At 59.2% G+C, this 23,459-nt stretch carries 14 protein-coding genes; 5 read left to right on the forward strand and 9 right to left on the reverse strand.

Going from position 1 to position 23,459, the window contains the following annotated elements; translation table 11 throughout:
* Positions 1 to 50 precede the first annotated feature (50 nt).
* Genes AC02Y0_RS15720 through AC02Y0_RS15735 form a run of 4 tightly spaced genes read left to right on the forward strand, consistent with a single transcriptional unit; the run spans position 51 to position 3,304 of the window.
* Positions 51 to 1,052: a zinc-dependent alcohol dehydrogenase gene (locus tag AC02Y0_RS15720; protein WP_476379804.1), complete on the forward strand. Its 1,002-nt coding sequence runs from the start codon at positions 51 to 53 to the stop codon at positions 1,050 to 1,052.
* 13 nt (positions 1,053 to 1,065) lie between these two features.
* Complete coding sequence (locus AC02Y0_RS15725) at positions 1,066 to 1,464, forward strand: 6-pyruvoyl trahydropterin synthase family protein (RefSeq protein WP_476379805.1); 399 nt, start codon at positions 1,066 to 1,068, stop codon at positions 1,462 to 1,464.
* Entirely contained in the window at positions 1,461 to 2,504 is a 1,044-nt protein-coding gene (locus AC02Y0_RS15730; protein WP_476379806.1) for a glycosyltransferase family 4 protein, read from the forward strand. Before AC02Y0_RS15725 ends, AC02Y0_RS15730 begins: the two co-directional genes overlap by 4 nt.
* The gene (locus AC02Y0_RS15735) at positions 2,501 to 3,304 is read left to right on the forward strand and encodes a class I SAM-dependent methyltransferase (protein WP_476379807.1); all 804 of its coding nucleotides are present in this window, start codon (positions 2,501 to 2,503) and stop codon (positions 3,302 to 3,304) included. The genes AC02Y0_RS15730 and AC02Y0_RS15735 overlap by 4 nt, the downstream gene beginning before the upstream one ends.
* Here AC02Y0_RS15735 and AC02Y0_RS15740 read toward each other — a convergent pair.
* The 3 genes from AC02Y0_RS15740 to AC02Y0_RS15750 form a co-directional block, all read right to left on the reverse strand.
* A complete protein-coding gene (locus tag AC02Y0_RS15740) occupies positions 3,251 to 4,060 on the reverse strand; it encodes a RibD family protein (RefSeq protein WP_476379808.1) in 810 nt (269 codons plus the stop codon). The two genes, AC02Y0_RS15735 and AC02Y0_RS15740, sit on opposite strands and share 54 nt — an antisense overlap.
* 17 nt (positions 4,061 to 4,077) lie before the next feature.
* Entirely contained in the window at positions 4,078 to 4,614 is a 537-nt protein-coding gene (locus AC02Y0_RS15745; RefSeq protein ID WP_476379809.1) for a cytochrome b, read from the reverse strand.
* A 143-nt stretch (positions 4,615 to 4,757) separates the two neighbouring features.
* On the reverse strand, positions 4,758 to 5,936 hold the full coding sequence (locus tag AC02Y0_RS15750; RefSeq protein WP_476379810.1) for a type 1 periplasmic-binding domain-containing protein: 1,179 nt from the start codon (positions 5,934 to 5,936) through the stop codon (positions 4,758 to 4,760).
* Positions 5,937 to 6,264: 328 nt separating this feature from the next.
* Here AC02Y0_RS15750 and AC02Y0_RS15755 point away from each other — a divergent pair, with 328 nt between their 5' ends.
* Complete coding sequence (locus tag AC02Y0_RS15755; protein ID WP_476379811.1) at positions 6,265 to 7,227, forward strand: transglutaminase-like cysteine peptidase; 963 nt, start codon at positions 6,265 to 6,267, stop codon at positions 7,225 to 7,227.
* 33 nt (positions 7,228 to 7,260) lie between these two features.
* Here AC02Y0_RS15755 and AC02Y0_RS15760 read toward each other — a convergent pair whose 3' ends face one another.
* The 6 genes from AC02Y0_RS15760 to AC02Y0_RS15785 all read right to left on the reverse strand — a co-directional run bounded on the left by AC02Y0_RS15760 (position 7,261) and on the right by AC02Y0_RS15785 (position 23,412).
* Positions 7,261 to 7,917: a ribbon-helix-helix domain-containing protein gene (locus AC02Y0_RS15760; RefSeq protein WP_476379812.1), complete on the reverse strand. Its 657-nt coding sequence runs from the start codon at positions 7,915 to 7,917 to the stop codon at positions 7,261 to 7,263.
* 3 nt (positions 7,918 to 7,920) lie between these two features.
* Positions 7,921 to 9,213 carry an HlyD family type I secretion periplasmic adaptor subunit gene (locus AC02Y0_RS15765; protein WP_476379813.1) on the reverse strand — a complete coding sequence of 431 codons (1,293 nt, stop codon included), beginning with the start codon at positions 9,211 to 9,213 and terminating at the stop codon, positions 7,921 to 7,923.
* Positions 9,210 to 11,363: a type I secretion system permease/ATPase gene (locus AC02Y0_RS15770; protein ID WP_476379814.1), complete on the reverse strand. Its 2,154-nt coding sequence runs from the start codon at positions 11,361 to 11,363 to the stop codon at positions 9,210 to 9,212. Before AC02Y0_RS15770 ends, AC02Y0_RS15765 begins: the two co-directional genes overlap by 4 nt.
* 21 nt (positions 11,364 to 11,384) lie before the next feature.
* Positions 11,385 to 12,737, reverse strand: a complete 1,353-nt coding sequence (locus AC02Y0_RS15775) for a TolC family outer membrane protein (protein WP_476384056.1) — start codon at positions 12,735 to 12,737, stop codon at positions 11,385 to 11,387.
* Positions 12,738 to 13,276: 539 nt separating this feature from the next.
* A complete protein-coding gene (locus AC02Y0_RS15780; RefSeq protein ID WP_476379815.1) occupies positions 13,277 to 22,285 on the reverse strand; it encodes a DUF5801 repeats-in-toxin domain-containing protein in 9,009 nt (3,002 codons plus the stop codon).
* A 329-nt stretch (positions 22,286 to 22,614) separates the two neighbouring features.
* Positions 22,615 to 23,412, reverse strand: a complete 798-nt coding sequence (locus AC02Y0_RS15785) for an NAD-dependent epimerase/dehydratase family protein (protein ID WP_476379816.1) — start codon at positions 23,410 to 23,412, stop codon at positions 22,615 to 22,617.
* Positions 23,413 to 23,459 lie beyond the last annotated feature (47 nt).

Genomic DNA, 23,459 nt, shown 5'->3' on the forward strand with positions numbered 1-23,459 from the left:
GTCGCGATACGTTCCAGTCGGATGAGTAAATAGGGCGTGGGGGTCGCAGTTTGAAGTTCGAGATCAATGAACAAACCGTATCCGACGGTGAAACCGCGTCTGCGCTCTGGTTTGAAGCCAAGGAAATCTGCCGGCTGCGCCAGGAGCGCCTGCCCGCACGCTCTCCAAACGACGTCCTCGTGCGAACGCTTTACAGCGGGATCAGCCGTGGGACCGAGTCCCTGATCTTTCGTGGCGAGGTGCCGGAGAGCGAATTCGATCGGATGCGCGGACCGCATATGGAGGGCACCTTCCCCTTCCCGATCAAATATGGCTATGCGGCCGTCGGGCAGATTGAGGCCGGGCCGGCTGCGCTGGTCGGAAAGAACGTCTTTGCCCTTCACCCGCATCAGGACCGCTTCATCCTTCCCGTCGATCAGGTGACGCCACTGCCGGACGCGTTGCCGCCGCGTCGTGCCGTGCTCGCCGCCAATATGGAGACGGCGCTCAATATCGTCTGGGATGCCGGGATCCAGCCAGGGGATCGCGTGGCCGTCTTCGGAGCCGGCGTGGTTGGCTCGCTGGTTGCCTATCTCTCCTCCCGCATCGTTGGGACCGAGACCGTGCTTGTCGACCTGGATTCAAAAAGAGAGGGTCTGGCGGCGGATCTCGGCCTGACATTTTCCGAAGCAGAAGTTCTCGACGGCGAATTCGACGTACTGGTGAATGCCACGGCTTCAGCGGGCGCTCTGCAAAATGCCATCGCGCATGCCGGTGTCGAAGCGAGAATCGTGGAGGCCAGCTGGTATGGCGATCGGCCGGTGACGATTTCGCTTGGAGGTTCGTTCCATTCCAAGCGGCTCTCGCTCGTCAGCTCGCAGGTTGGATCCATTCCGGCCTCGCGAAAGGCTCGCTGGAGCTATGCCCGCCGGATGGCCAAGGCGCTCGATCTGCTGCTCGACGTCAAACTCGACCGTCTCATTTCCGGCGAGACCACATTTTCTGAACTGCCCGCCGCTTACGCACGTATCTTGTCCACACAGGACACCTTGTGCCATCGCATCCGCTACTGACGAAAGAGAGCTCATGTTCGCTGTTGAAGTCCGAGACCACATCATGATCGCCCACAGCCTGCCGCGCCCGGTCTTCGGTCCGGCCCAGGGAATGCACGGAGCGACCTTCGTCGTGGATGCCGCGTTCTTCACCCGGGATGTGGACGAGGATGGGCTGGCGGTCGATATCGGTGCTGCCACCACCGTGCTGTCCGAGGTGTTGAAGCCGCTCAACTACCAGAACCTGGACGAAGTCGAGGTCTTCAAAGGTAAGGTCAGCACGACGGAAGTCATCGCCAAGCACATCTTCGACCAGCTGGCGCAGGCAGTTTCCGACAAGCGTCTCGGGGCTGGCAGCCACCGCATCTGCCGGCTGAAAGTAACCCTACACGAATCCCATGCCGCCCGCGGCTGGTACGAGGCCGATCTTTGAGCCGTTCGCTGGTCTTTGCCTATCCGGGTGATCTTTCGCTTAAGACCGGCGGCTATGGCTATGATCGTCAGGTGATCGATGGGCTTCGGGCCCTGGGCTGGCAGGTGAAACTCCTGCCGCTTGGGGATGGGTTCCCGATACCGACGGCGGAGACGCTCCGCAGCGCAAGTGAGGCTTTGTCCTCGCTGCCGGACGGGGCGCTCGTCGTGATCGATGGTCTGGCCTTCGGTGTGCTCGATGCATGGGCTCAGGTCGAGGCTGACAGGCTGAGGATCGTGGCTCTCGTCCATCATCCGCTTGCGCTGGAGACCGGCCTGTCGGACGACGAACAGCGCCATTTTCGCGACCGCGAGCGGGCGGCTCTTGCGACTGTCCGTCATGTGGTCGTTACCTCACCGATGACGGCGCGCGAACTTGCGGCAAATTATAATGTCGAGGCATCGGATATCACAGTCGCGCTTCCCGGCACGAAAAAGGCCGCACCGGCGCAGGCCTCCGATGCCTTGCCGCATATCCTGTCGGTGGGAACGCTGTCACGCCGCAAGGGCCATGACGTGTTGCTGGCCGCGCTGGAGGCGGTGGAGGATCTGCCCTGGCAGGCGACGATCGTCGGCAGCAAGACGCTGGATCCGGCAACCAGCGCTACCCTGGCTCATCAGGTTGAGACGCTTAATCTTGGCGCGCGGGTAACGCTCGCTGGTGAAGTCGACGATCCTAGAACCTATTTCGCCACGGCGGATATCTTTGCGCTCGCCAGCCGCTACGAAGGCTACGGCATGGTCTTCGCGGAGGCGCTCTCGCATGGGCTTCCGATCGTGGCCTGCCATGCCGGCGCCGTGCCTGAGGTCGTACCTGAGGATGCCGGCATCCTCGTTCCTGTCGATGATGTCACGGCATTTGCGGCAGCCCTCCGCCGATTGCTCAGCGATCCGAGGGAACGGCAGGCACGGGCAACCGCGTCTCTGCAAGCGGGTGCGCTTCTGCCGGACTGGGCGCAGACGGCCGAGATCATTTCCAACACACTGGACAGAATAGCATGAGCGGTTTCGACAAGGACTGGCTGGCATTGCGCGAACCCGTCGATCTGAGGGCGCGCGACGCATCGATGGTCGAGAGGTTTACGCGGCATCTGGAGGACGTAGCGGCACCTGTAATCGTTGATATCGGCTGCGGAACAGGCTCCACCTGGCGCAGCCTCTCCGACCGTGTGCCGCGGACCGCGCAGTGGCAGCTACTTGATTACGATCCGCTGCTCCTGGCGGAAGCGGAGCGACGCGCCGGTGGCGCCGGCGACGTTACCTTTCGACAGTTTGATCTGAACCAGATCGAGGAACTGCCGCTCAGCGAGGTCACGATGGTCACGGCATCCGCCCTGTTCGACCTGTGCTCCGCCGACTTCTGCAATCGTTTTGCCGATACCCTCGCCCGCAGCAAGACCGGGGTCTATGCCGCGTTGAACTATGATGGGGTCATGGAATGGTCGATCCGGCATCCCCTCGACGGGCAGGTGACGATTGACTTCAACCAGCATCAACGCCTGGACAAGGGCTTTGGCCCGGCGCTCGGTCCCGACGCCACAGAGCATCTGAGGCTTGCGTTCGAGAACCTGCGTTACCGCGTTACCGTTGCGACCAGTCCATGGGTCATGGGGCCTGAGGATGCGGCGCTTCAGCTCGCCTTTCTAGAGGGGCTGGAGAAGCCATTGCTGGAGATCGGCAGCCTGACGACGGACGAGATCAAAGCCTGGTTGCAGTTCAGGCGGGAGAAGGTGGGGGAACCCGGGAGCTCATGCGTGGTCGGCCACACGGATATTCTCGCCCTGCCGCGACACGGAGCGTGACGGGCCCTTGAGGTCACAGTCGAAGAGGATGTCGCTGCCGAGGCCATAAACCTTGGCAGCGGGCCGATGGGCGCTGGAAAGCCGCTCAATTGGTGACAGCGCGATCCCGGCGGGGCCGGAACCGATGATCAGGGGCGCGATCGCCACATGCAGGCGGTCGACGAGCCCAGCTTCAATGAAGCGGGCGATCGTCCGGGCGCCGCCTTCCACGAGGATCCGCCTGAGACCACGGGCAGCGAGCGCGTCGAGAATATCCTGCGGATCAAGCCCTCCCTCGCCCCGCTTCACCCTGATCACGTCAGCGTCATAGGATTTCGTCGGAGCATCATCGGACTGGATGAGGATCACAGGTGCGCCGCCATCTGCGAATAATTGTTCGTCTCCGGTTAGTTCCGCACCGCAATCGACGACGACGCGAACCGGATTGGGACCCTTGACGGCCCGGACGGAGAGGCGCGGATCATCGCATTTGACGGTTCCGACGCCCACGATGACGGCCTCCACCAAGGCGCGACAGCGGTGCAGATGCGCAATGCCCTCAGGCCCTGAGATATCTCGGGCGTCGCCGGACGGGGTCGCCACGCGACCATCCAGCGATTGGCCGACCTGGGCGAGGACAAAGCCATCTTCGGCTACGGCAATGGGCGCGTAGAGCGCCATGACAGGGTCGGCATCATCCGATATCGCGTGGCCAGCGCTGCCGCGCATCGCAAGAAGGCGTGCCCAGAGCTGATCCGTCATGTCGATCTTACGCATCGAGATCCCTTCCTGACTTACAAAATACGATAGAGCGTTCTGTCGCGGCGGATTACATGGTGGAATATCACCGCCGCAAAATGCAACGCGAAGAGCGCCAAAAGGATCCATGCGCTCCATTCGTGGATGAACGACAGAGTGCCAGCAATATCCGGCGACTTGCCGATCGGGCTCCAGACGGTGAAAAGGCCGAACCAGTTCAGCGGAAAGCCGTGGGCGTTCGTCGCCAGGAAACCCGACACCGGCATGACGATCAGGAAGACATAGAGAAGGCCATGGACGAGGTGGGCGGCGGCCTTCTTCAGCGGCGGCGCCTCAACCAGCGGGGCCCCGCTCGTCAGCCGTGTTCCTATCCGCAGCAGCATGAGCCAAAGCACAAGGAAGCCGAGGCTCTCATGCACCAGATAGAAGTCGAGCTTCACGTCATCCTTGACGAAGCCGATCATGAGCCCGAGCGGCCATGTTGCCAGCACGAGACCTGCAATCAACCAATGGAGGACGCGCAAGCGCCCTGCATAGCGCTCGTCCCCAGCGGTCAGCTGTACTTCGCTCATCGGGCCATGCTCCACCTTAAACCGTTTGCGCCGCCAGCCTCCTCGCCAGCGCAGCGTCGGTTACTCCGGCACAGAGAATGTGTCGGTTCCACGACAATGTAAACGGAAGATGACGGTCGTTAGATCAGGTCACACTGTGGTGATCACAGTGTTGGCGGTGCTTTCTGGAAGAAGACATAGGAGCCCTTGGCGACCTTGAAGATATCGCAGTTGCGCCGAACCTTGCGCTCGCCTTCCAGACGGAAAACACCGAGCGACCCAGAGAACCCGTCCGGAGACATGATGCGCTCGGGTGCGAAGGCGACCTCGCCGAAACGTCCGGCAAGTCCGATCGCCATTGCCATGGCATCAAAACCATATCCGGCCTGGGCAGAGGCCGGCATGCCGTAGCTCGCCATATAACGGCTACCGATCCTTGCCTGCACATTCTGGTCGTAGCGACAGACGATCGCGCCGGTCAGCTTGGGTTCGTTCAAGTCCTGGGGCGTCAGCACGGAGCTGGCGACCACGCGACGGCCAGGGCGCGGAGGCTTGGCGGCATCGGCCTTCTTCAAGACTTCGCCGGGCGATTTGACGCCGGGCATCAGCACGACCATGTCGGCTTTGCTCCAGGAGGCCAGCGCCTTTGGCGGAAGAGCGCCGCCGGCAAGCTCGACGATCGGCTCGACCTTGCCGCCGAACGCCTTGACCTGGCGGGCAATCCGCTCGGCTTCCAGCTTCTCGGTCGGAGATGACGCCAGGATCACCGCATGGGTCGCACCTTCGGCCATGGCAAAGGACGCGCTTTCGATCAGGCTGTCGGCTGGGCTGGACACGAAAGCATAGACGTCCGGAGGCAGGACGGCGTCATTGGTCTGGAACGCGACCATCGGGACCTGAAGCCCGCCCAGACCGCGCTGGATGGCCTCGAATTCCGCACCGCGCGCGGTGGTTATGATGAGAGCGACCTGCTGGCGTGCGAGCGTCTTGGTGGCAGCCTCGATCGCCTCAGGCTTGTCCAGGGTCTCCAGCATCGTCAGCTTCACGACGTCGGGGCCGAGCGTGTTGACGGCCAGTGCCGCACCATCTCGATACTCGCTATCGGCCTGACGGCTATGCTGATCCTGGCGGCGGATGCCGAGGTAGGCAATCTTTACCGGACCGGACCCCAGTGTCTGATTGTAAAGCCCCGTCGTGCTGGCTGCTGTCGAGGCGGCAGCCCCGGCGCCTTCGCCGCTTGCAGGCTTGAAGTCGTCCGTCTGACAGGAAGCGAGACCGGCGAGCGCCAAGGCCAAAGCCCCGGCGCGCAGGAAGCTCCGCGTGGTAATTTCTGATCCGACCATGATTTCAGCTATGTTTCGCTTCCGATCCCAGTGCGGACCGTAAGCACTGACGCGCAGCGGCGCAAGAGTGAAGGCGTTCCATATCTGGGCAGATTGAGATCATGGTAACTTTAGCAGGCCTCCTCACTGGTGAGACGAGAGACGTGAGAAAACCGCGCATATCCCTTTTGTTGCGGGACCTGTGCGCGCCTTGGTTAAAACTGCATTACCGCAACCCAGCGCATTTTACTATAATATAGTTTTGCATATTTACAGTATATACTCCAAGCATCGGAACCAATAATTCAATCAATACAGCTATTCTACGATCAACAATCGGAGGATAGCGATGTTTAAGAAGAATAAAAACACTGTCGCAGTCTCGGCCTTCGCAGTTGCTTCGCTGCTTTCGACCAGTTCGATCGCTGCGCCCATCCTGCCGGGCACGCTCTCATCCTACTCCACGGTGGCGCAGACGCTGGTGCTGGGCATGAGCCCATTTGCCGCATCGTTCGGCCAGAACCTTCAGGCGACCATCGCCGAGCAGTGGCAGCAAGCGGCGAAGACACTTTCGCCGACCGCACCGATCCAGAACATTGCTCTGCTTCCAACCGACAAGGCACTGTCGACCGGCGCCGTTGCCTCAACGTCGAAGACCGCTCCATCGAGCCGCAACAAGCCGCAGACCGACGATGTCTTCGGGTCGGTCGCCATTCCCTTCAAGAAGCTGGGTGCGCTGAAAAAGGCAGCGCCGACCTTCGCCGAAATCGCCAAGGGTACGGCCCTGCGCTGCGGTGGCAAAGACTGCTTTGATACAGACGCCAGCGTGCATCGGACTGCAGCCGGCAGCGGCATGTCGTCCATTCGCGACAAGCTCAATTTCGTCAATCACGAAGTCAACCGCCGCATCACCTATCGGAAGGACACAGACAGCCATGGTCAGCTCGACAAATGGTCGTCGCCTTCGCAGACGCTGGCATCCGGCTTCGGCGACTGCGAGGACTATGCGCTTCTGAAGATGGCCGTGCTCGAAGCCCAGGGCATTTCTCTTCAGGATATGACGGTCGTCATTCTCTACGACAAGAAGCGCCACTTCTATCACGCCGTGCTCTCGGTCGAGGTTCAGGGCGCCCACTATATCCTCGACAACATGCGTGATCAGGTTCTGGTCGACAACCGCCTGCCTGACTATCAGCCTCTGTTCTCGATCTCGAATGGTCGCGGCTTCCTGCATGGGACCCGCACCAAGGGCAAGGCCATGGCAATGAAGAGCTTCGACAGCATTGCTCCCGGCGAGGGCGGCGAACTCTGAGCAAGGCGCAATCCGCGCCTCGCCGATGATCGCTCAGCCGCGCACGACGTAGCCGATCACCATCTGCTTCTGATGCGTTGGGGCCATTGCAAGGTTCATCTGTCCGGTCAGCTGTTTCCCGGCGCATGTTGCGGTGAAGCCGGTCGTCACCATCTTGCCCTTGGCTGACAGGCTCTGGATCGCGTCATCGACCTGCGTATCGAGGACGAAGCGGAAACCCGCCGAAAGCTGCGCGATGTTTCCAAGCACCAGCCGCTGCTTCAGCATGATCATGAATGGCTCATTGAAGAACTGGATCTTCTTGTCGCGCGTGAGCACGATGGCCGGCGTAGGGCAGGCCTGGATCAGGGTGTTCAGGTGATCCAGCGAGTAGACATTTTCCATGAGCGCCAGCCGACGCCACATCCAGCGGAAGGCAACCACCCGCAACATGGAAGCGAGATTGCTGTTCTCCCCGACCTGGGCTGCCGCCTGATCCACGACATCGCCGATCGACTGCCGTGAGCCGTTGAGCAGCCAGGAGAGGCCGTCCCAATAGATGGTTTCGAGCCGGATGCCGCGCCGGGCGCCACCCTTGCCGATGATGGCGCGGAACTTGGGCTCCGCGTCACTTTCCTCGATTTTCTGCAGCGCCGCCGGATTGAGATCGGGCTGCTCTGTCTGAAACAGATGCCGGTCCGGAAGCGACATGTTTCACCGTTCAGTGAGGGCGACGGACTGCGCCTTGTTGATCGGCTTCATCAGATAGCTGAGGATCGTCTTGCGACCGGTCATGATCTCAGCGGAGGCGACCATGCCGGGAATGATCGGATAGGACTTGCCGTCGCGCATCAGTTCCGACTGGTCGGTCTTCACGTGCACCAGGTAGAAGGTTTCCCCCTTCTCCTTGTCGACGATGCTGTCGGCGGACACATTCGTGACCTCGCCTTCCAAACCGCCGAAGATCGAGAAGTCATAAGCCGTCACCTTGACGATGGCCTTTTGTCCCCGGGTGATGAAGGCGACGTCGCGGGGCGAAATCTTGGCCTCGATCAGCAGCGTGTCTGCTGTCGGGACAATACCGGCCACCACAGTGCCCGGATCGACATAGGCGCCGATCGTATTCACTTCCAGCGTATTGACGATGCCGTCCACGGGCGAGCGAATATCCGTCCGGCTGACGCGATCGGTCGCGCCACGGATGGTTTCGTCGATCACCGAAAGCTCGGCCAGCGTCTGGGCCTTCTCGGTCAAGGCCTGCTGGCGCAGCTGCAGGGCCAGTTCTTCGACCTGCAGGCGCGCCTCTTCGACCGCGCCGCGCAGACGCTCAAGGCTTTCCTGATAGACTGTAATCTGGCCGCGCTGATCAGTGAGCTCGCGCTCCAGGGTAATCAGCTCCGTCTGGGCCACGAGGCCTCTCTTGGCGAGAGGGCTCATCAGATCGTACTGGCGGGTTGCCTGCGCGATGTTCTGCTCGAGGCGGACGATATTGGCCTGCGCCTCGCTCAATTCATTCTCGCGCTGACGCACGCGTTCGCCCAGCACGCCGGCCTTGTTGAGATAGGCTGCCTTATTGGCCGCAAACAGCCGTTCTTCGTTTTCGCAAACCTTGCCGGCAACCGACTGAACTTCGTCGGGGCAAATGAAGGCCGTGTCATAGGCACCCACTTCTTCCAGGGCCAGGCGAGCGATCTTCGCGCCCAGGGCCCGGGCCTTGGCGACGGATTCACCGAGCGAGGATTCCGTCGTGGTGTTGTTGAGCTGGACGATAAGTTCGCCCTTGCGAACGACCTGACCAACCTGCACGGAAATGGTTTCCACGACACCGGCTTCCGAAGACTGAATGATCTGGGTCTTCGAAACGGGGATGACCTTCCCCTCGCCGCGAGCAATCTCATCAATCTCGGCGATGGCAGCCCAAGCGAGGAAGATGACGATCAAAGCCGCGACCAGGGCGACGATCATGCGGGCCATGAAGGGCGGGGTATCTGCAACAGGGCGGCTCATGGCTTAATCCCCTTCTTCTGCATCGCTTCGATGACCTGTTTCTTCGGCCCATCAGCCACGATGCGCCCCTTGTCGAGCACGATCAGGCGGTCGACAAGGTCAAGCATGGTGAAGCGATGGGTTGCGATCAGCAGCGTCGTATCCTTGTCGAAGGCAGTGCTCAGGCGATTGATGAGATGGCGCTCGCTTCCCAGGTCCATGGCGCCCGAGGGCTCATCGAGGAAAACGATCTTCGGCTTGGTGAGCAGCAGACGGGCAATCGTCATGGCCTGCTTCTGGCCACTGGAGAGGTTCGACCCGCGCTCGCCGACCGGCATGTCGAAGCCGCGCGGATGGCGGGAGACAAACTCCTCGACGCCGGTCATGCGCGACACTTCGAGCAGTTCTTCATCGGTTGCATCGGCGCGGCCGATCAGGAGGTTTTCCTTGACGGTGCCGGAGAACAGATCCGAGGACTGGCCAGCGACAGCCACGGCCGAGCGAACCTCCGACATGTGATACTGGCGAATGTCGACGCCGTCGATCAGCACTCGGCCCTCTGTCGGCACGAAGAGGCCATCGAGCAGGCGGCCGAGCGTCGTCTTGCCCGACCCGATACGGCCGATAATCCCGACCTTTTCACCCGGCGCGACCGAAATCGACAGCTTGTTGATCACCGGATTGTCGGATCCCGGATACTGGAAGGTCACATCCTGGAAGCTGAAACCGCCATGCTTGATTTCGCGGTTGACGAAACCGACGGTCGAGGGCCGGTCTTCTGGCTGCTCCATGACTTGATCGAGAATGCGCAGCGACAGCGTTGCCTGGCGGAAGCGGGCGAGCGTCATGGCGATCTGCCCAAGCGGCGCACCGGCGCGGCTGGCAAGCATGACGGTTGCGACGATCGCACCCATGGCGAGGCGGCCTTCGGAAAACTCATAGGTCCCGGCAATCACGATCAGGACGCCGACGATCTGCTGGATCAGCGCCGTCAGGTTGATCGCGTTGGTAGAGATATGCTTGATCTCTTCGCTGGTGCGGCTGGAATGCTTCATCAGCTCCTGCCAGCGGCGCAGCATCGTCGCCTCCGCGCGCAGGCTCTTCAGCGTCTCGATGGTGGAAATCGTTTCCACCAGCAGCGACTGGCGCTTGGAGGCCTCATTGGAGGCTGCTGCCATGCGGTGGCCAATCTGGGCCTGGGCACGAAAACCAATGGCGACCGACAGGATCAAGGCAATGGCTGGAATGATCGCAAGCCAGCCGGAGATCAGATAGATAACGATCAGGAAGATAAAGACGAAGGCCGTATCGATCATCAGGCCGATCGTATTCGACGTGAAGAACTCGCGCACAAACTCGTATTGCATCACCCGGTTGGCGTATTCCCCCGTCGACATCGGTCGCGATGCGAGCGTTGTATTGAGCACCTTATCGAAGATCATCTGTGACAGGCGCAAATCGGCATTGCGTCCTGCATGATCGATCAGCGCTGCGCGCGCTTCTTTCAGCAGATAGTCGAAGAGGTAAGCGAGCAAGATACCGACAGCGAGCACCCAGAGCGTCGGGATCGCCTTGTTGGGCAACACGCGGTCGTAGACGTTCATCGTGAAGAGTGGCGAGCCGAGCGCAATCAGGTTGATGAACAGGGCCGCGACGATGACGCGCAGATAGGTTCGCCAATAGGGCATCAGCGCCCGCACCAGCCAGTGGCGCTTCTCGATCTGGTCGGCGGCACCAATCACGGCTTCTTCGCCATCATTGCGATAGAACAGCGTAAAGGCGAAGGCGGACACGGGCGCAAGGGCCAGAAGTTCTTGATGGGTCAGGCGGGCAGCGGCCGTACCTTCGCGAATGTCGAGCGTGTAGATACCGTCATCGCTGACTTCGAGCAGCGGCAGCGTGCCGCCATCCTTGAGGACGACGATTGCGGGACAGTCGAAGTCATTCTCGCGAATGGCGCGTTCAGCGACATTCATGACCTGCAGGCCGATACGCTCGGCAACATGCTCTACGTCGTCGAGCTGCAAAGACTCGACGATTTCATCCGGCAATCCGGAGAACAAGACGGTATCCGAGCTGGGCCGACCGTAAAATGTGGCGACAGCCTTGAAGGATGCACGAAAGCTCAGGCGGGCACGAGGGCCCGCCGGTTCGATTAACGAATTTAACATGTCATCCTATCGGATGGGCGTTTACTGGAGCGGCGCCAGGAGGTCCATCGGAATTCCTGCCTTTTGCCGCGGATCCCGCTCGACATAAGCCCCATTGGGGGTGGTCTTTACGGAAAACTCGTTGCGGGCGTAGCCTTCAGCCTGGCCAACCGCCTTAACGTTCATCGTCTTCAACAGCGAGCCAGAGGCTGCCAGGATCTTGTACTCGGCGAAGAGCGCGGCCACACGGGCAGTCTCGGCGACGATGCTGGTGTTGAAGCGCGTGTTCTGTGCATCGAGCACGTCGAGCAGCGAGCGCTGGCCGATCTTGAACTGCTCGCTGTAGGACGAGACGAGCTGGGCGTTCTGCGACGACTGCGAATTCAGGATCTGAGACAGTTCGCCACGGCTGCTGCGCTCGTTCCAGGCCGAACGAACCGATTCCTCGAGTTCGCGATGAACCTGGTCGGATGCATAGCGCTGTTCGCTGGCGCGGCGGATCTGCTCCTGCTCGCGGGCCTGATCGATGCCGCCACGATAGAGGTTCCAGCGGGCGACCAGGCGGACCTGGACGTCGTTGGTGTTGCCCTGGCTGCTGCCGACATCATTGCCGACGCTGGCGCGGCCTTCGAGGTCGACGGTCGGGGCGTAGTTGGAGCGGGCGGCACGGACGGCTGCATCAGCCGCATCGATATCGGCGCGGGCCGAATAGATGCGCGGATTGTTCGACTTTGCTGTCGCAATCGCATCCTGCAGCGAACGCGGAATGAACTTGCCAACGGAGCCCGGAACCTTGGCATTGGTGATCGGCTCGCCAACGGTCTTCAGGAAGCGGATCTTCGTCAGCTCCAGCTCTTCTTGTGCTTCACGCAGACGGGCGCGGGCCGCCTCGAGGCGCTCACGGCCCTGCAGTGCGTCGACTTCGGTCAGCGCGCCACCGGAGATACCCTGGTTGATATCGCCGAGAATGCCATTGTGGAAGTCGACGTTCTGCTTGGCGACGCCGACGATCTTGGTCTGCAGGATGTATTCGAGGTAGTCCTGGACGACCTGGAGAGCGACCGTTTCCGAACGCTCGAGAACGCGGAAGGAGGCGCCGTCGACGCGGGAGGCCTGCTGGTCGAGCTGTGCACGACGCCCACCGCCATCGAGCAGGCGCTGCGTGATCGTCAGGCCGACTTCGGAATTGCTAAAAGTCTCGTAGTCCTGGGTTGCCGATCCCGTGCTGTCGTTCGACAGACGGCGCTTTCCCACGCTTGCCTCGAGATCGACGGAGGGGAGGTAGAGACCGCGCGCCTGGCGCAGTTCGAACTCGACCGCCTCGCGGTTTTCGACCGCCTGCGAAATCTGCGGGTTGGTGGTCAGAGCCTTCTGGATCGCTTCCTGCAGCGACATCGCGCTCGCGGGCGTCACAGACGCAATGGCGAAGGCTGCCGAGGTATACAAGGCTGCGAATAATGTCTTTTTGGTCAACAACTGAGTGCCCCTACCCAAATCTTCCGTGGGCCAACATATATACCGGGGCGATGACTGCTGGGAAGTCCAATCGACCTGTCCAAAAGATGCACCCAATTTTGATCTGTTGAAACAAAATTGCGCCGGGGAACAAAAGTCGGATTTTTTTACCCTGAGGTCGCCACCCAAGCGCTTGCAATATCTTTGAAACAACTCTTTTTCCGAATTGTTTTGCTCGCCTTCGCAATTAACCCTTTGAGAATGTTCCCACACTTCCTTGCCGTAACGTTAAAGTTCCAGCGGAACTGTCTCCCAGACGCAACAGAGGCTGCACGCTTTCGAGGGAAAGACGCCAGCATCGTTCACGCTCGGCGCGAGTCTTTCCGACTCGGAAGGCAGTAAAAACCGGATCTGTTCGCCAGGAAAACAAAAAGGGCGCCGATACGGCGCCCTTTTCACTCGCGATATTCTTCGACCCATCAGTCGTGCGGTGTGACCACCGCATGCTTGTCGTCAAAGAGGACCTTGATGGCGGTGTCGTGGTTCTGCAACTCGACGACATCCTTCCAGACGCCCGGCTCGGCCTGGACGCTGACGGTGGTGTTGCCGCCCTCAACCGTTGCCCGCAGATGCGTTTCCACGGTTGCGTCAGGCTGCTCGCCCAGCAGCCTGTCGAGCAGGGCCGTCACATCGAGCACATCGCCTTCTTCCGTGCTGAAGTCGGTGATGACATCGGCGACGTCGAGCTCGTCGAGTGCCGTGCCGTCAAAGACGAAGGTGTCGGCGCCGGCGCTGCCGGTCATAACCACCTCGCCCATGCCGCCATGCAGCGTCAGGCCATCGTTTTCCGATCCGAAGATCGTGTCGAAGCCGACTTCGAGGAAGTTGCCGGTCGAGCCATCGGCGAAGGTGAACTCACCCTCGGCGAAGACCGTCTGACCGTCTTCCTCGCCGCCCGTCTGGTCGGTCGTCAGCGAGATGCTGGCAACACCATTGGCAGAGAGGCTCGAAAGCTCGCCCTCGTCGCTGATGCCGTCATTGTCGGCATCGACCCAGACCTGCAGCTCGGAGAAGGCATCGTCGCTTGCGTCGATCTTGCCATCCTTGTTGCTGTCCAGCGAAGCGAGAGCCGCCACGCCGCTGGCAAACTTGCCGCCGTTGAATTCAGGCGTGAAGATCTCCGAGCCGTTGTCGATCAGGCCGTTGCCGTCAACGTCATAGGCCAGGATCCCATCGTCGCTCGTCCAGGCGATCTGGTCACCCTTACCATCGGCGTTAATGTCGAAGGTGACACCGTCGCCGATCGACGAGAAGGCGAAACCGTTCTTGTCGAGGTCAAGGATGATCGGGTCAATGGCATCATCACTTACGAGGTCATTGAAGTTGATGATCGTCGTCGCGCGAAGGGCAACGAGAGTGTATCCCGAAGCTGCTCCCCGTTCAGTGCCTGACTGCTGATACACGAATGTGCTTGCAACGCCATCAAATGTTGCATGGAAGGCCACAGTAGTTCCAGCACCTCCAAGGTCGTTCCTCTGGAGATACTGCACAACCATTCCCAAGCGCTCGCTAGTGTCAACCGAGAGAGCAGAAGCGAAATCATCCAGATCATCAAATGTAATGATGCCGTTGGCAATCGAATGAGATCGTATTGCCACGTTCTGGGACCAAGCACGGTCTGAATTATACTGCCCGTCGACTTTAGCCGCATCAGTTGCAACCCTTACGGCAACCGGCAATTCCAATTTATCATGCGATACATTGAAGTCTCTAATGACATCAAAATCCGAAATACCACGCACATAGTCGACTTTATTGAACTTCTGCGTAGTCACGTCTGCGGTTGAATCACCCGAGGCATATGCGAATATGTCTCGACCGGCACCACCAGTCATTGTGTCTTTACCCGCGCCGCCCGCGATCCAGTCGTTACCTGAACCGCCGTTGATGGTGTCATCGCCGCCGAACCCGTAGATCACCTGATCACGACTGGTTGCGGAGCCATCGATGCTATCATTTCCGTTGTTGGTTCCGAGGCGGAGTGTCATGCTTTCAGTGTGGCTTCCGTTTGAAGTATCAACAGAACGGATGTTGGAAATCGTTATGGTCTGCACCCCATTGTCGAAGTCAATCTTGTAGCGATTCTCAACTTCACCGTCCGCGCTTCCAATCTCGATGTTGCCGTTCTCACCATCGGTGGAAATGCTAGTCGTTGACGCGCCGTTGAAACTGTAGGTGAACGCGCCACTGTCCGCATCAGTGGTAGAAGTGGTGAAAAGCACCTGATTTGGGTTGATCTCAGTGTCTGGATGGCTCTGACCAACGCCGGTTGTCTCAACCTTTAAGTTCACATTTCCACGGAAGGTTATATCCGTCGGCGCCTGGTTCACGAGCGTATCAACAGCTTGCACGAACGACGTAGCAGCAACGTTCGGGTTCGACGCCGCGTCCGTTGCAACATTCGCCGCGACGCCCACAGTCAGGTTGCCGGCGAAGTTGACATTCGGCGTCACGACCAGCGTGTAGGTGTCGGCGTCAACCTGGCCAAAGGTTCCCTTGGTGCCATTCTCGACAGAGATGTCATCTGCCGTAAAGCCGCTGACAGCTTCGCTGAACTGGAACGTATAGGTCACCGTGCCATCGGCTGCAGTGACCGTACCAAGGTCGCTGCTCGTGATGGTGACCGTCGGCAAAGCCAGGTCAACCGGCTGAACATATGGCGTCGCCGCAACGTTCGGGTTCGAGGCTGCATCCGTGGCAACACCTGCAGCGACACCAACCGTCATGTTGCCGGTGAAGCCAGCGGTTGGCGTCACCACCATCGTATAGGTATCCGGGGTAACCTCGGTCAACGTGCCCTTAGTGCCATTCGCGACAGTAATGTCATCTGCCGTGAAGCCAGACACCGCTTCGCTGAACTTGAAGGTGTAGGTCACCGTGCCATCGGCTGCATTGACCGTACCGAGGTCGCTGCTCGTGATGGTGACCATCGGCAAAGCCAGGTCAACCGGCTGAACATATGGCGTCGCCGGAACGTTCGGGTTCGACGCTGCATCCGTGGCAACACCTGCAGCGACACCAACCGTCATGTTGCCGGTGAAGCCAGCGGTTGGCGTCACCACCATTGTATAGGTATCCGGGGTAACCTCGGTCAACGTGCCCTTAGTGCCATTCGCGACAGTAATGTCATCTGCCGTGAAGCCAGAAACCGCTTCGCTGAACTTGAACGTGTAGGCCACCGTGCCATCGGATGCATTGACCGTACCAAGGTCGCTGCTCGTGATGGTGACCATCGGCAAAGCCAGGTCAACCGGCTGAACATATGGCGTCGCCGCAACGTTCGGGTTCGAGGCTGCATCCGTAGCAACACCTGCAGCGACACCAACCGTGATGTTGCCGGTAAGACCAGCGGTCGGCGTCACCACCATCGTATAGGTATCCGGGGTAACCTCGGTCAACGTGCCCTTAGTGCCATTCGCGACAGTAATGTCATCTGCCGTGAAGCCAGAAACCGCTTCGCTGAACTGGAACGTATAGGTCACCGTGCCATCGGCAACGTTGATCGGACCATCTACGTCGCTTGTGATCGTCACCATCGGCGGGGTGGTGTCCGGCGCAACAACCGTCACGACGAACTTACCGGCGGTCAGTCCAATGGCATCACCGTCATGGTCTTCCGCCTGGATTACCGACGAGAAGTCGATGTTCACATCGCTCGAGCCGAGCGGCTGGAAGAGCGTGAAGGTGCCCGTGCCGTTCTCAGACAGGGACAGGGTGAAGACGATGTCGTTGCCCGCCTTTGCCGTCAGGACACCATCTGGAAAGGTATAGTCTAGCTCAATCCCATCGATTTCAGACGGGAGGCCAGACGTACCGTCCTTGAAGCTGAAGCTCAGGTTTTCGTCTGCGCCAACTGCGACCAGTTTGCTGAGGTCGAAGCCCTTGAAGACCGACTGGCCCGGGGTCGTCGTTGTCGTGCCGCTTAGGCCGTCGATGACGTCCTTGAGGGCCTCTGCCAGAGTAGCTGCACCGTTCAGGTTGTCAGCCTCGCCATTTGGACCCTCGACATCATCCAACCTTCCGAGTTCGCTCTGCCCCACGTTGAGGCCATAGGCTTCGATGGTGAAGGCCTGCTGCGGCCCGGTTGCATCAGAGTCAGTCTCAATGGCAGTGATCTCATCACCACTGCGAACGATTGCCGTGCCAGTACCTACTTGTTGCGGCTGACCATTTTCGCCGAAGGCGCGATTGGGGTCACCATCGGCGATGAAGATGACCTTGTTGATATCCGCATTCAGCAACGGCGCATCGCCCGTTATGACCGGCGTTGTCACCGTCTGCAGATCGATATCGCCCTGGCCGTTACCAGAGGCGATGGTGAACTCGACATAGGCAATCTGCTTGCCTGCATACTCGCCCGTGCCCGTCAGTGTCAGGTAAGTGGCATCATTATCGACGTTGACATTGTCGTTCTGGGAACCACCGCCGACGAAGTAGATCTTGTAGCCGAAGTTGGTCCCGTTGGAACCGTTGCGATTGTCATCGAGCTTGAATGTGGCACTGAGAACCGGGATACCGGCAAAATTTCCAGCGTTGTTGTAAACACCGGAGTCGCCGTCAAAGTCGTTGAAGGCTCCGAAGTCGAAGCGAAGCATCTGACCAGGATTTACATCAGTGTCAGTGTCGCCGCCCGCTGGGCCCCAGCCATTATCGACAGACCCATTGGCGTTGATGAGCTGTGTCCCAGAATTCTGCCAGCCAGAGACCAAGGCAACCTGCGTCGAGCCATTTCCGACGATGCTCGCATAGTCGCGATTGTCGTCGTAACCGGGATAATATGTTGGAGAAGCAGAATTTGCGTCAAACTCGTTGCCAACTCTGCCGGTGATCTCCACCGTATCAACGCCGTCGATCCACTCCATGGCCTTCTGCAGGCCAGCTTCGAAGTTGGTATCGCCTTGCTTATCAAGTAATTTGATCGCAGTTAGTGCGTCTGAGAGTTCACCTGCCTGTTTGACACCACCGGAGATCAGATCGAAGGTGCCAATGGACGAGCCTCGATCGGCGAATTCCACAATATGCACGCGCACATCCTGGGCGCCGGAATCAGCCACCTTATTCAGGAAATCCTCTACCTGATCCTGAAGATCCTTGATTGTCACACTGCCCGAGGTATCCAGGACCAGCACGAAGTTGGCCACCTGGCCAGCAGTTGTTTCAGTCGGCTGAGGAGCTTCCAGCGAAATGGTCTCCACCTCGTCGGTCTGCACCGAGATATCGTCTCTGATGTCGATGACGAACTTGCCTTTGCTCAGTGCAAACGTATCGCCGTCGCCATCCTTGCCGATGATGAACTCGGAGAGATCGAGTGACTTCAGGTTTTCGGTATTGTCTCCGATCGCGTCGTCCAACGAGTCGTGATCGATCTGCTGCTTCAAGGTGAAGGTATAGGAGCCGTCCACATTCACCAGAAGTTCGAAGACGACTTGCCCATCGGCCATGCCGACCAGCTTAGTTCCGTCAACGGTGACGGAGATGGGCTCGCTCTTCGAGGTCCAACCTTCCAACTCGACATCGGTAGCAGCCTTCAACGAGATCGCTTGCGACGCGTGGGCACCGTCAGAACCAAAGTTGAAGAGTGCGGTCAGCGCTCCGGCCGAAGCCGAAGCGGAGGCTTCACCGCCGCCATTTTCTTCGCCAGGACGCTTGTTGTCCTTGTTACCAGGCAAGCCATCTTCATCGATTTTCACGATCAGGGGATCGGCATTGCTCATGCTCGGACCATCGTCCTGGAACTGGATGACAGTTCCCAGATCGATGCTGTCGCGATCCATATCGCCGTCACCATCCTTGACGGTTGCCGTCAGCTGAAGCTTGCCGGCAGCAATCGCGGTCGACAGCTCGTTGTATGAGTTCTCGTCCGAGTGCTCGACGGCCCGGAGCTGAGTGACGGTCACCGCACCGGTGGAAGAGTTTACGGAAATCGAGAATACCAGCTGGCCCTGGCTGCTCCCGGCGCGGCCTTCGATCACACCATTGTTGTTGAACAGCAGAACCGAGGCGTCCGTTCGGGTATCAACGAGGCCGGAATCTGTTCCTCTTGCGCTGACCGACAAGGAATAGACTTTCGCGCTCGACGTGGCTGCGCCATCAGCACCGTAGCCCAAGGCTTCGGTAAAGATCTTATCAGCCCCAACCGTAATGATTCCCAGGGTGTAGCCTTCGATGTCCAACTCACCTGGGGCGCGACTGTTATCGGTTTCGTCGATGACAATCGATGCCCCCTGCTTCAGGGTAAGGTCAACGCTCGGACCGTCATCCTGGAAGACGATACGGCTGCCGATCTCCACAGTGTCAGTGGCCTTATCGCCATCGAAGTCTTCGACGGTGACTTCTGCTAAGACCTTGTTCGCAAGGGTCTGCTGAATCGGATTAGGTGAATCGTTGAGGCCGTAATCCTGAGAGTCGTTCGAGTTGGTGCCGTTGTCGTTTGCTTCGTCGTTGTCGCCGCGATCATCATGCTTGATCGAGACATACTGGACCATCGACAGCGTGCCGTCGTTTGCAATGTGGATTGCAAAGGCAGCCGGATCTTCGTCGTTGCCGTGTGCACCGCCGCGATGATGATTGTGCACCTTGCCATCATCGTAACGGCCGACGACCAGTCCATCCTCGATGAAGAGGTAGATGTTGCGACCATCGGTTGTCTGCAGACCCGAATAGGTGCCATTCCCATTGCTGAGCTTCAGCGCCCAAGTCACACTGGCGGTATCATCGGCACCTTCCTTGATGGCAGCCGTGACCATGCCCTGCTGCGAAGCATATTGAGGCCGCATATCCCAATCCCGACCGGGCGCATCGACGCCGACGAACAGACCCGCGACTGTGTTCGTTTCGTCGTCACCCTCATCAGAACCCGCAGTCTCGTCTACCACAAGGCGCTCATCGCCGCGCTTTGCGTTAACTTCTGGAATGTCATCGCGAATCTTGATCGAGAAGGCACCATCGAGAGAGATGCTGTCGTCGTCACCATCGGTCGCCTTGATGAGCGCGCCGAAGTTAATGTTGGTAACCTCAACACCTGGGATGTCGTCCTGCAGGTCGACGTTCTCGTCTGCGTCGGGCTTGTGACGCCCTTTCTCATCGTCGCCCGGCGCGTCATGATCGAGCTGATCGAAGAGTTCGAATTCGAAGGAACCGCCCGGCTGCAGGGTCAGGGAGAAGACAACACGTTCTGGGCCATCTTCGCCGCCAGCAACATAAGCTTCAAGCACGTTTCCGGATATCCGATAGCTTAGCGCGTCGCTCTTGGAGTACAGGCCGAGGTCGGCGAGAGTCTTGAGTGCCTCAGTCGCTTTGGTGCCGGTGACGAAGGAAAAGGAAACAGGGCCATCAGCACCAGCCTTTACGAGGCTCGTCAGCGAACCCCGGATGTAGGCCGGTCCGCGATCGTTTCCGAGGTTTGGGTTACCTGTATATGAGTCATCCCAGAACGCGGTGTCGTTCGGGCTCGTTCCGGTCGACAGGTCAGTCTTGATGTCGTCTTCATCAACCGTGAAGACAAGCTTGCAGCCGCTTGGGACAGGAACGTCGTCTATGACGGCCAACGTGAAGTTACCGTCGATGCTGTCGCCGTCAGAATCCGTCGCGGTGAATGGAATGTTCAGGCTCAACACCTCGTCGGCGCCTGGCAGTTCGGATACCAGCATTGGGGACGGAACATTACCACCGTTGTCGCCAGCGCCCTCGGGCGGAGCAGCATGGTCAAGATTGCCGATCAGCTTGAACGTGTAGCTGCCGGTCTCGGAGGTGGGATCCAGGGTGATGACGAACACCGTACCCGGTGCGTATTCGCTTTTCTCGTTCACTACGACCTTGGCGGCCTGCTCGCTTTCATTGGCTTCTTTATAAGCGATGAGGACATAGCCACCGTTCCAATTGCCCTGCTTATCCCTCGCATAATCGATGCGATAGCTCAGATCCACCTTGTCGGAACTAAGCCCCACCAGATCCGGGATCGCGTCTGCGATTTTCTTGGACGTTGACGATGTATCCAAGCCGGCAAAGCTCAGGGTACGACCGATTGGATCGTCGCCGCTCGGCATCAGATTCTCGCCGGGAGCCTCAGACTTGACGAAAGCCTCCGATTTAAAGTCATTGTCGGCACCCCAACGGATCCCAAGATCTTCAGAAGCGGACTTATAGAGGTCCTCGGGATTCCCTTCGTCGACATTTCCATTCCGGAGGTAATCTTCAGAGACCACACCGTCAGCGTCGACTTTGTCGTCGATAACCGGGCTGTCGTCGTTCACCGTCACCGTGAAGGTCGACGAAGCCTGATCGCCATCGCTATCCTGCGCGGTGAACGGAAACTCGATGGTGATGTCGTCTTCAGTCGAGCCATCCGGATGGTCCAGATTGCCCTTAAGCGTGAATGTATACGATCCGTCTGCAGCATCGGAAACCGAAACCTCGAATACGTCTTCTCGGGAGACGATCGGCTGCTCGGCCGAGTCGCCAGGCGCTTCAACAAGAAGCTGAACGCCGCCACCTTCACCATTGCCGCCCTTAACAACAAGCTTGTAGGCAATGATGGTCGTGCCATCGGCAGAGAGCTCATATTGGAGCTCGATGCCATCCGAAGTATAGCCCTCGGAAATCAGAGCATCCAGTGTTGCCTGCGTGAAGGCAACGCCACGATCAAAGGGATTCGAGAGACCCGTATTGCCGTCGACGTTATCGTCGTCCGAACCCCAATCGATGCCGAGCGAGCCCGTGAAGCTGGATGCGCCACCGGTCTGCCCGTCGTTGATGTTGCCACCCTTCAGATAATCCTCGTCAACGCCGCCGGCGGTTGCGCCAAGGAACGTGGGCTCCGTATCACCTTCCGCGCCTAAAATAACCGCCGTGCGCAGCTCATCGCCGAAGCTCGTGTCGCCGAGCAGCTCAGCCAACGCCAGATCTTCCGGGGTGGCATCGATCTGATTGTCCACCAGATTCCGGCTGGCACTTGGCGAACCTTGAGCGGAAAAAGTACCATCCGTGCCAGCTGCTACGTTGATGTTGCTTTCTTCAAGTGCAGCAAATAGCGCAACTTGCGGCAGCTCCAGTTCGCCGATCACGAAGGTCGGGATGTTGGCTGCACCGCCGAGAACGACGATCTCGGTGCCGTCGGCGAGGACGAGAACCAGGTTCTCACCGTCGACTTCGAATTCCAGGTTGTCGAGTTCGATGCCGGCCGGCAGCGTCACGACATTCTGTTCGTTCGGCTTGACTTCGGTCGGGATGGTTGCCGCCGCGACTTCAACCGGAGGCGTCTGCGCCGGCAGGCGGTCGGTGCGGGTGGCGTCAGGCGTTTCGGCCTGAGCGACCTCGATGCCGCCTACGGTCTCGCTGGCGTAACCCAGATGCTGCTCGACCGCAGAGTCGAAATCGTCAGCTGCGGAAGTATTGTCGATGCTGGACAGGCGCGGATCTTCGATGGACATGGTAACTCACCCCTTAACAAGTTGATCGCAGTTAAATCGCGGTCTCGGGGCGGGCGCAACGGTTTCTTAACCCTGAAGATATAACCGGTTATGCTTGCAGCGACCATTATTGAAAAAGAAGTTAATTTCGGGCCGAAAAACCCTTTTATTTCTGCAATTTACTCAAATTTTAGCGATCCGACTGCAGCCAATTCCGCCGCCTGGATCTACCCCGTGTTATTGCCTGTATGGGCCGGTCGCCGGCCAATCTGCAGGCGCCCTTCCCCATAGACGCAAAAGCCGGGCTCTGCGGGAGCCCGGCCTGAACGACAACTGGAGCTATACTTGGCTCAGTCTTCCGCGAAAATGGGATCGTTGACGAAGGGGCCACCCTGATAGATGGCGATGGCATCATCAGGCTTCGGCTTGGGGACCGTTGCATCGATCTCGGCGCGGAAGCGCTCAGCATTGTCCTTCGGATGCCAGCCCAGGTAGGACACATGGGAATTATCCCACCAACGGGTATCATTGTCGGAGCAGCCCCAGATGACCGGGCAGCCGAGACGTGGGGCGCGGAAGATGCATTCGATCATCGACAGAAAGTCGTCATAGCTCATCCAGGTGGAGAGCATGCGGTGGTTCTTCGGCTTTTCCATGCAGCTGCCGATGCGCACCAGCGCGGTCTCCTGGCCGAACTTCTCAAAATACATGCGCGCCAGCGCCTCGCCGAAGCATTTCGAGACACCATAGAGACCGTCCGGTCGCAGCGCGGCTTCGTGGTCAAGGTATTCGTCCTGACGGTAAAAGCCGATCGTGTGATTGGAGCTGGCAAAGAGAATGCGCGGCATGCCGTTGGCGCGTGCCGCTTCGTAGAGATTGTAGAGGCCAAGCAGATTGGCATTCATGATCTTGGAGAACTTGTCCTCAACCGAGATGCCGCCGAGATGGATGATGGCGTCGCACCCTTCAACGAGCCTGTCGACGGCATTGCGGTCGCCGAGATCGCAAACCACGGCCTCCTCGTGATCCCCGATTGCACCGAGTTCGACGATATCCGAGACCCTGACGATCTCCGCGAGCCCCTTCAAGCGCCCACGCATCGCACTGCCCAATCCGCCGGCAGCCCCCGTCAGCAAAAGTCTCTTCACGCCGTTTTCCTCCCTGATGTGATTTGTCAACTTATCATACAGGTTGC

The sequence above is a fragment of the Allorhizobium sp. nf9_anc genome (assembly GCF_056323085.1).

Excerpts from the sequence above, each read along its gene's own strand:
- AC02Y0_RS15760 (WP_476379812.1), bottom strand. The coding sequence starts at position 7,917 with ATGTCGCTTCCGGACCGGCATCTGTTTCAGACAGAGCAGCCCGATCTC.
- AC02Y0_RS15770 (WP_476379814.1), bottom strand. The coding sequence starts at position 11,363 with ATGTTAAATTCGTTAATCGAACCGGCGGGCCCTCGTGCCCGCCTGAGC.
- AC02Y0_RS15750 (WP_476379810.1), bottom strand. The coding sequence starts at position 5,936 with ATGGTCGGATCAGAAATTACCACGCGGAGCTTCCTGCGCGCCGGGGCT.
- AC02Y0_RS15775 (WP_476384056.1), bottom strand. The coding sequence starts at position 12,737 with ATGTCGCTGCAGGAAGCGATCCAGAAGGCTCTGACCACCAACCCGCAG.
- AC02Y0_RS15740 (WP_476379808.1), bottom strand. The coding sequence starts at position 4,060 with ATGCGTAAGATCGACATGACGGATCAGCTCTGGGCACGCCTTCTTGCG.
- AC02Y0_RS15765 (WP_476379813.1), bottom strand. The coding sequence starts at position 9,213 with ATGAGCCGCCCTGTTGCAGATACCCCGCCCTTCATGGCCCGCATGATC.
- AC02Y0_RS15725 (WP_476379805.1), top strand. The coding sequence starts at position 1,066 with ATGTTCGCTGTTGAAGTCCGAGACCACATCATGATCGCCCACAGCCTG.
- AC02Y0_RS15735 (WP_476379807.1), top strand. The coding sequence starts at position 2,501 with ATGAGCGGTTTCGACAAGGACTGGCTGGCATTGCGCGAACCCGTCGAT.
- AC02Y0_RS15745 (WP_476379809.1), bottom strand. The coding sequence starts at position 4,614 with ATGAGCGAAGTACAGCTGACCGCTGGGGACGAGCGCTATGCAGGGCGC.
- AC02Y0_RS15755 (WP_476379811.1), top strand. The coding sequence starts at position 6,265 with ATGTTTAAGAAGAATAAAAACACTGTCGCAGTCTCGGCCTTCGCAGTT.
- AC02Y0_RS15780 (WP_476379815.1), bottom strand. The coding sequence starts at position 22,285 with ATGTCCATCGAAGATCCGCGCCTGTCCAGCATCGACAATACTTCCGCA.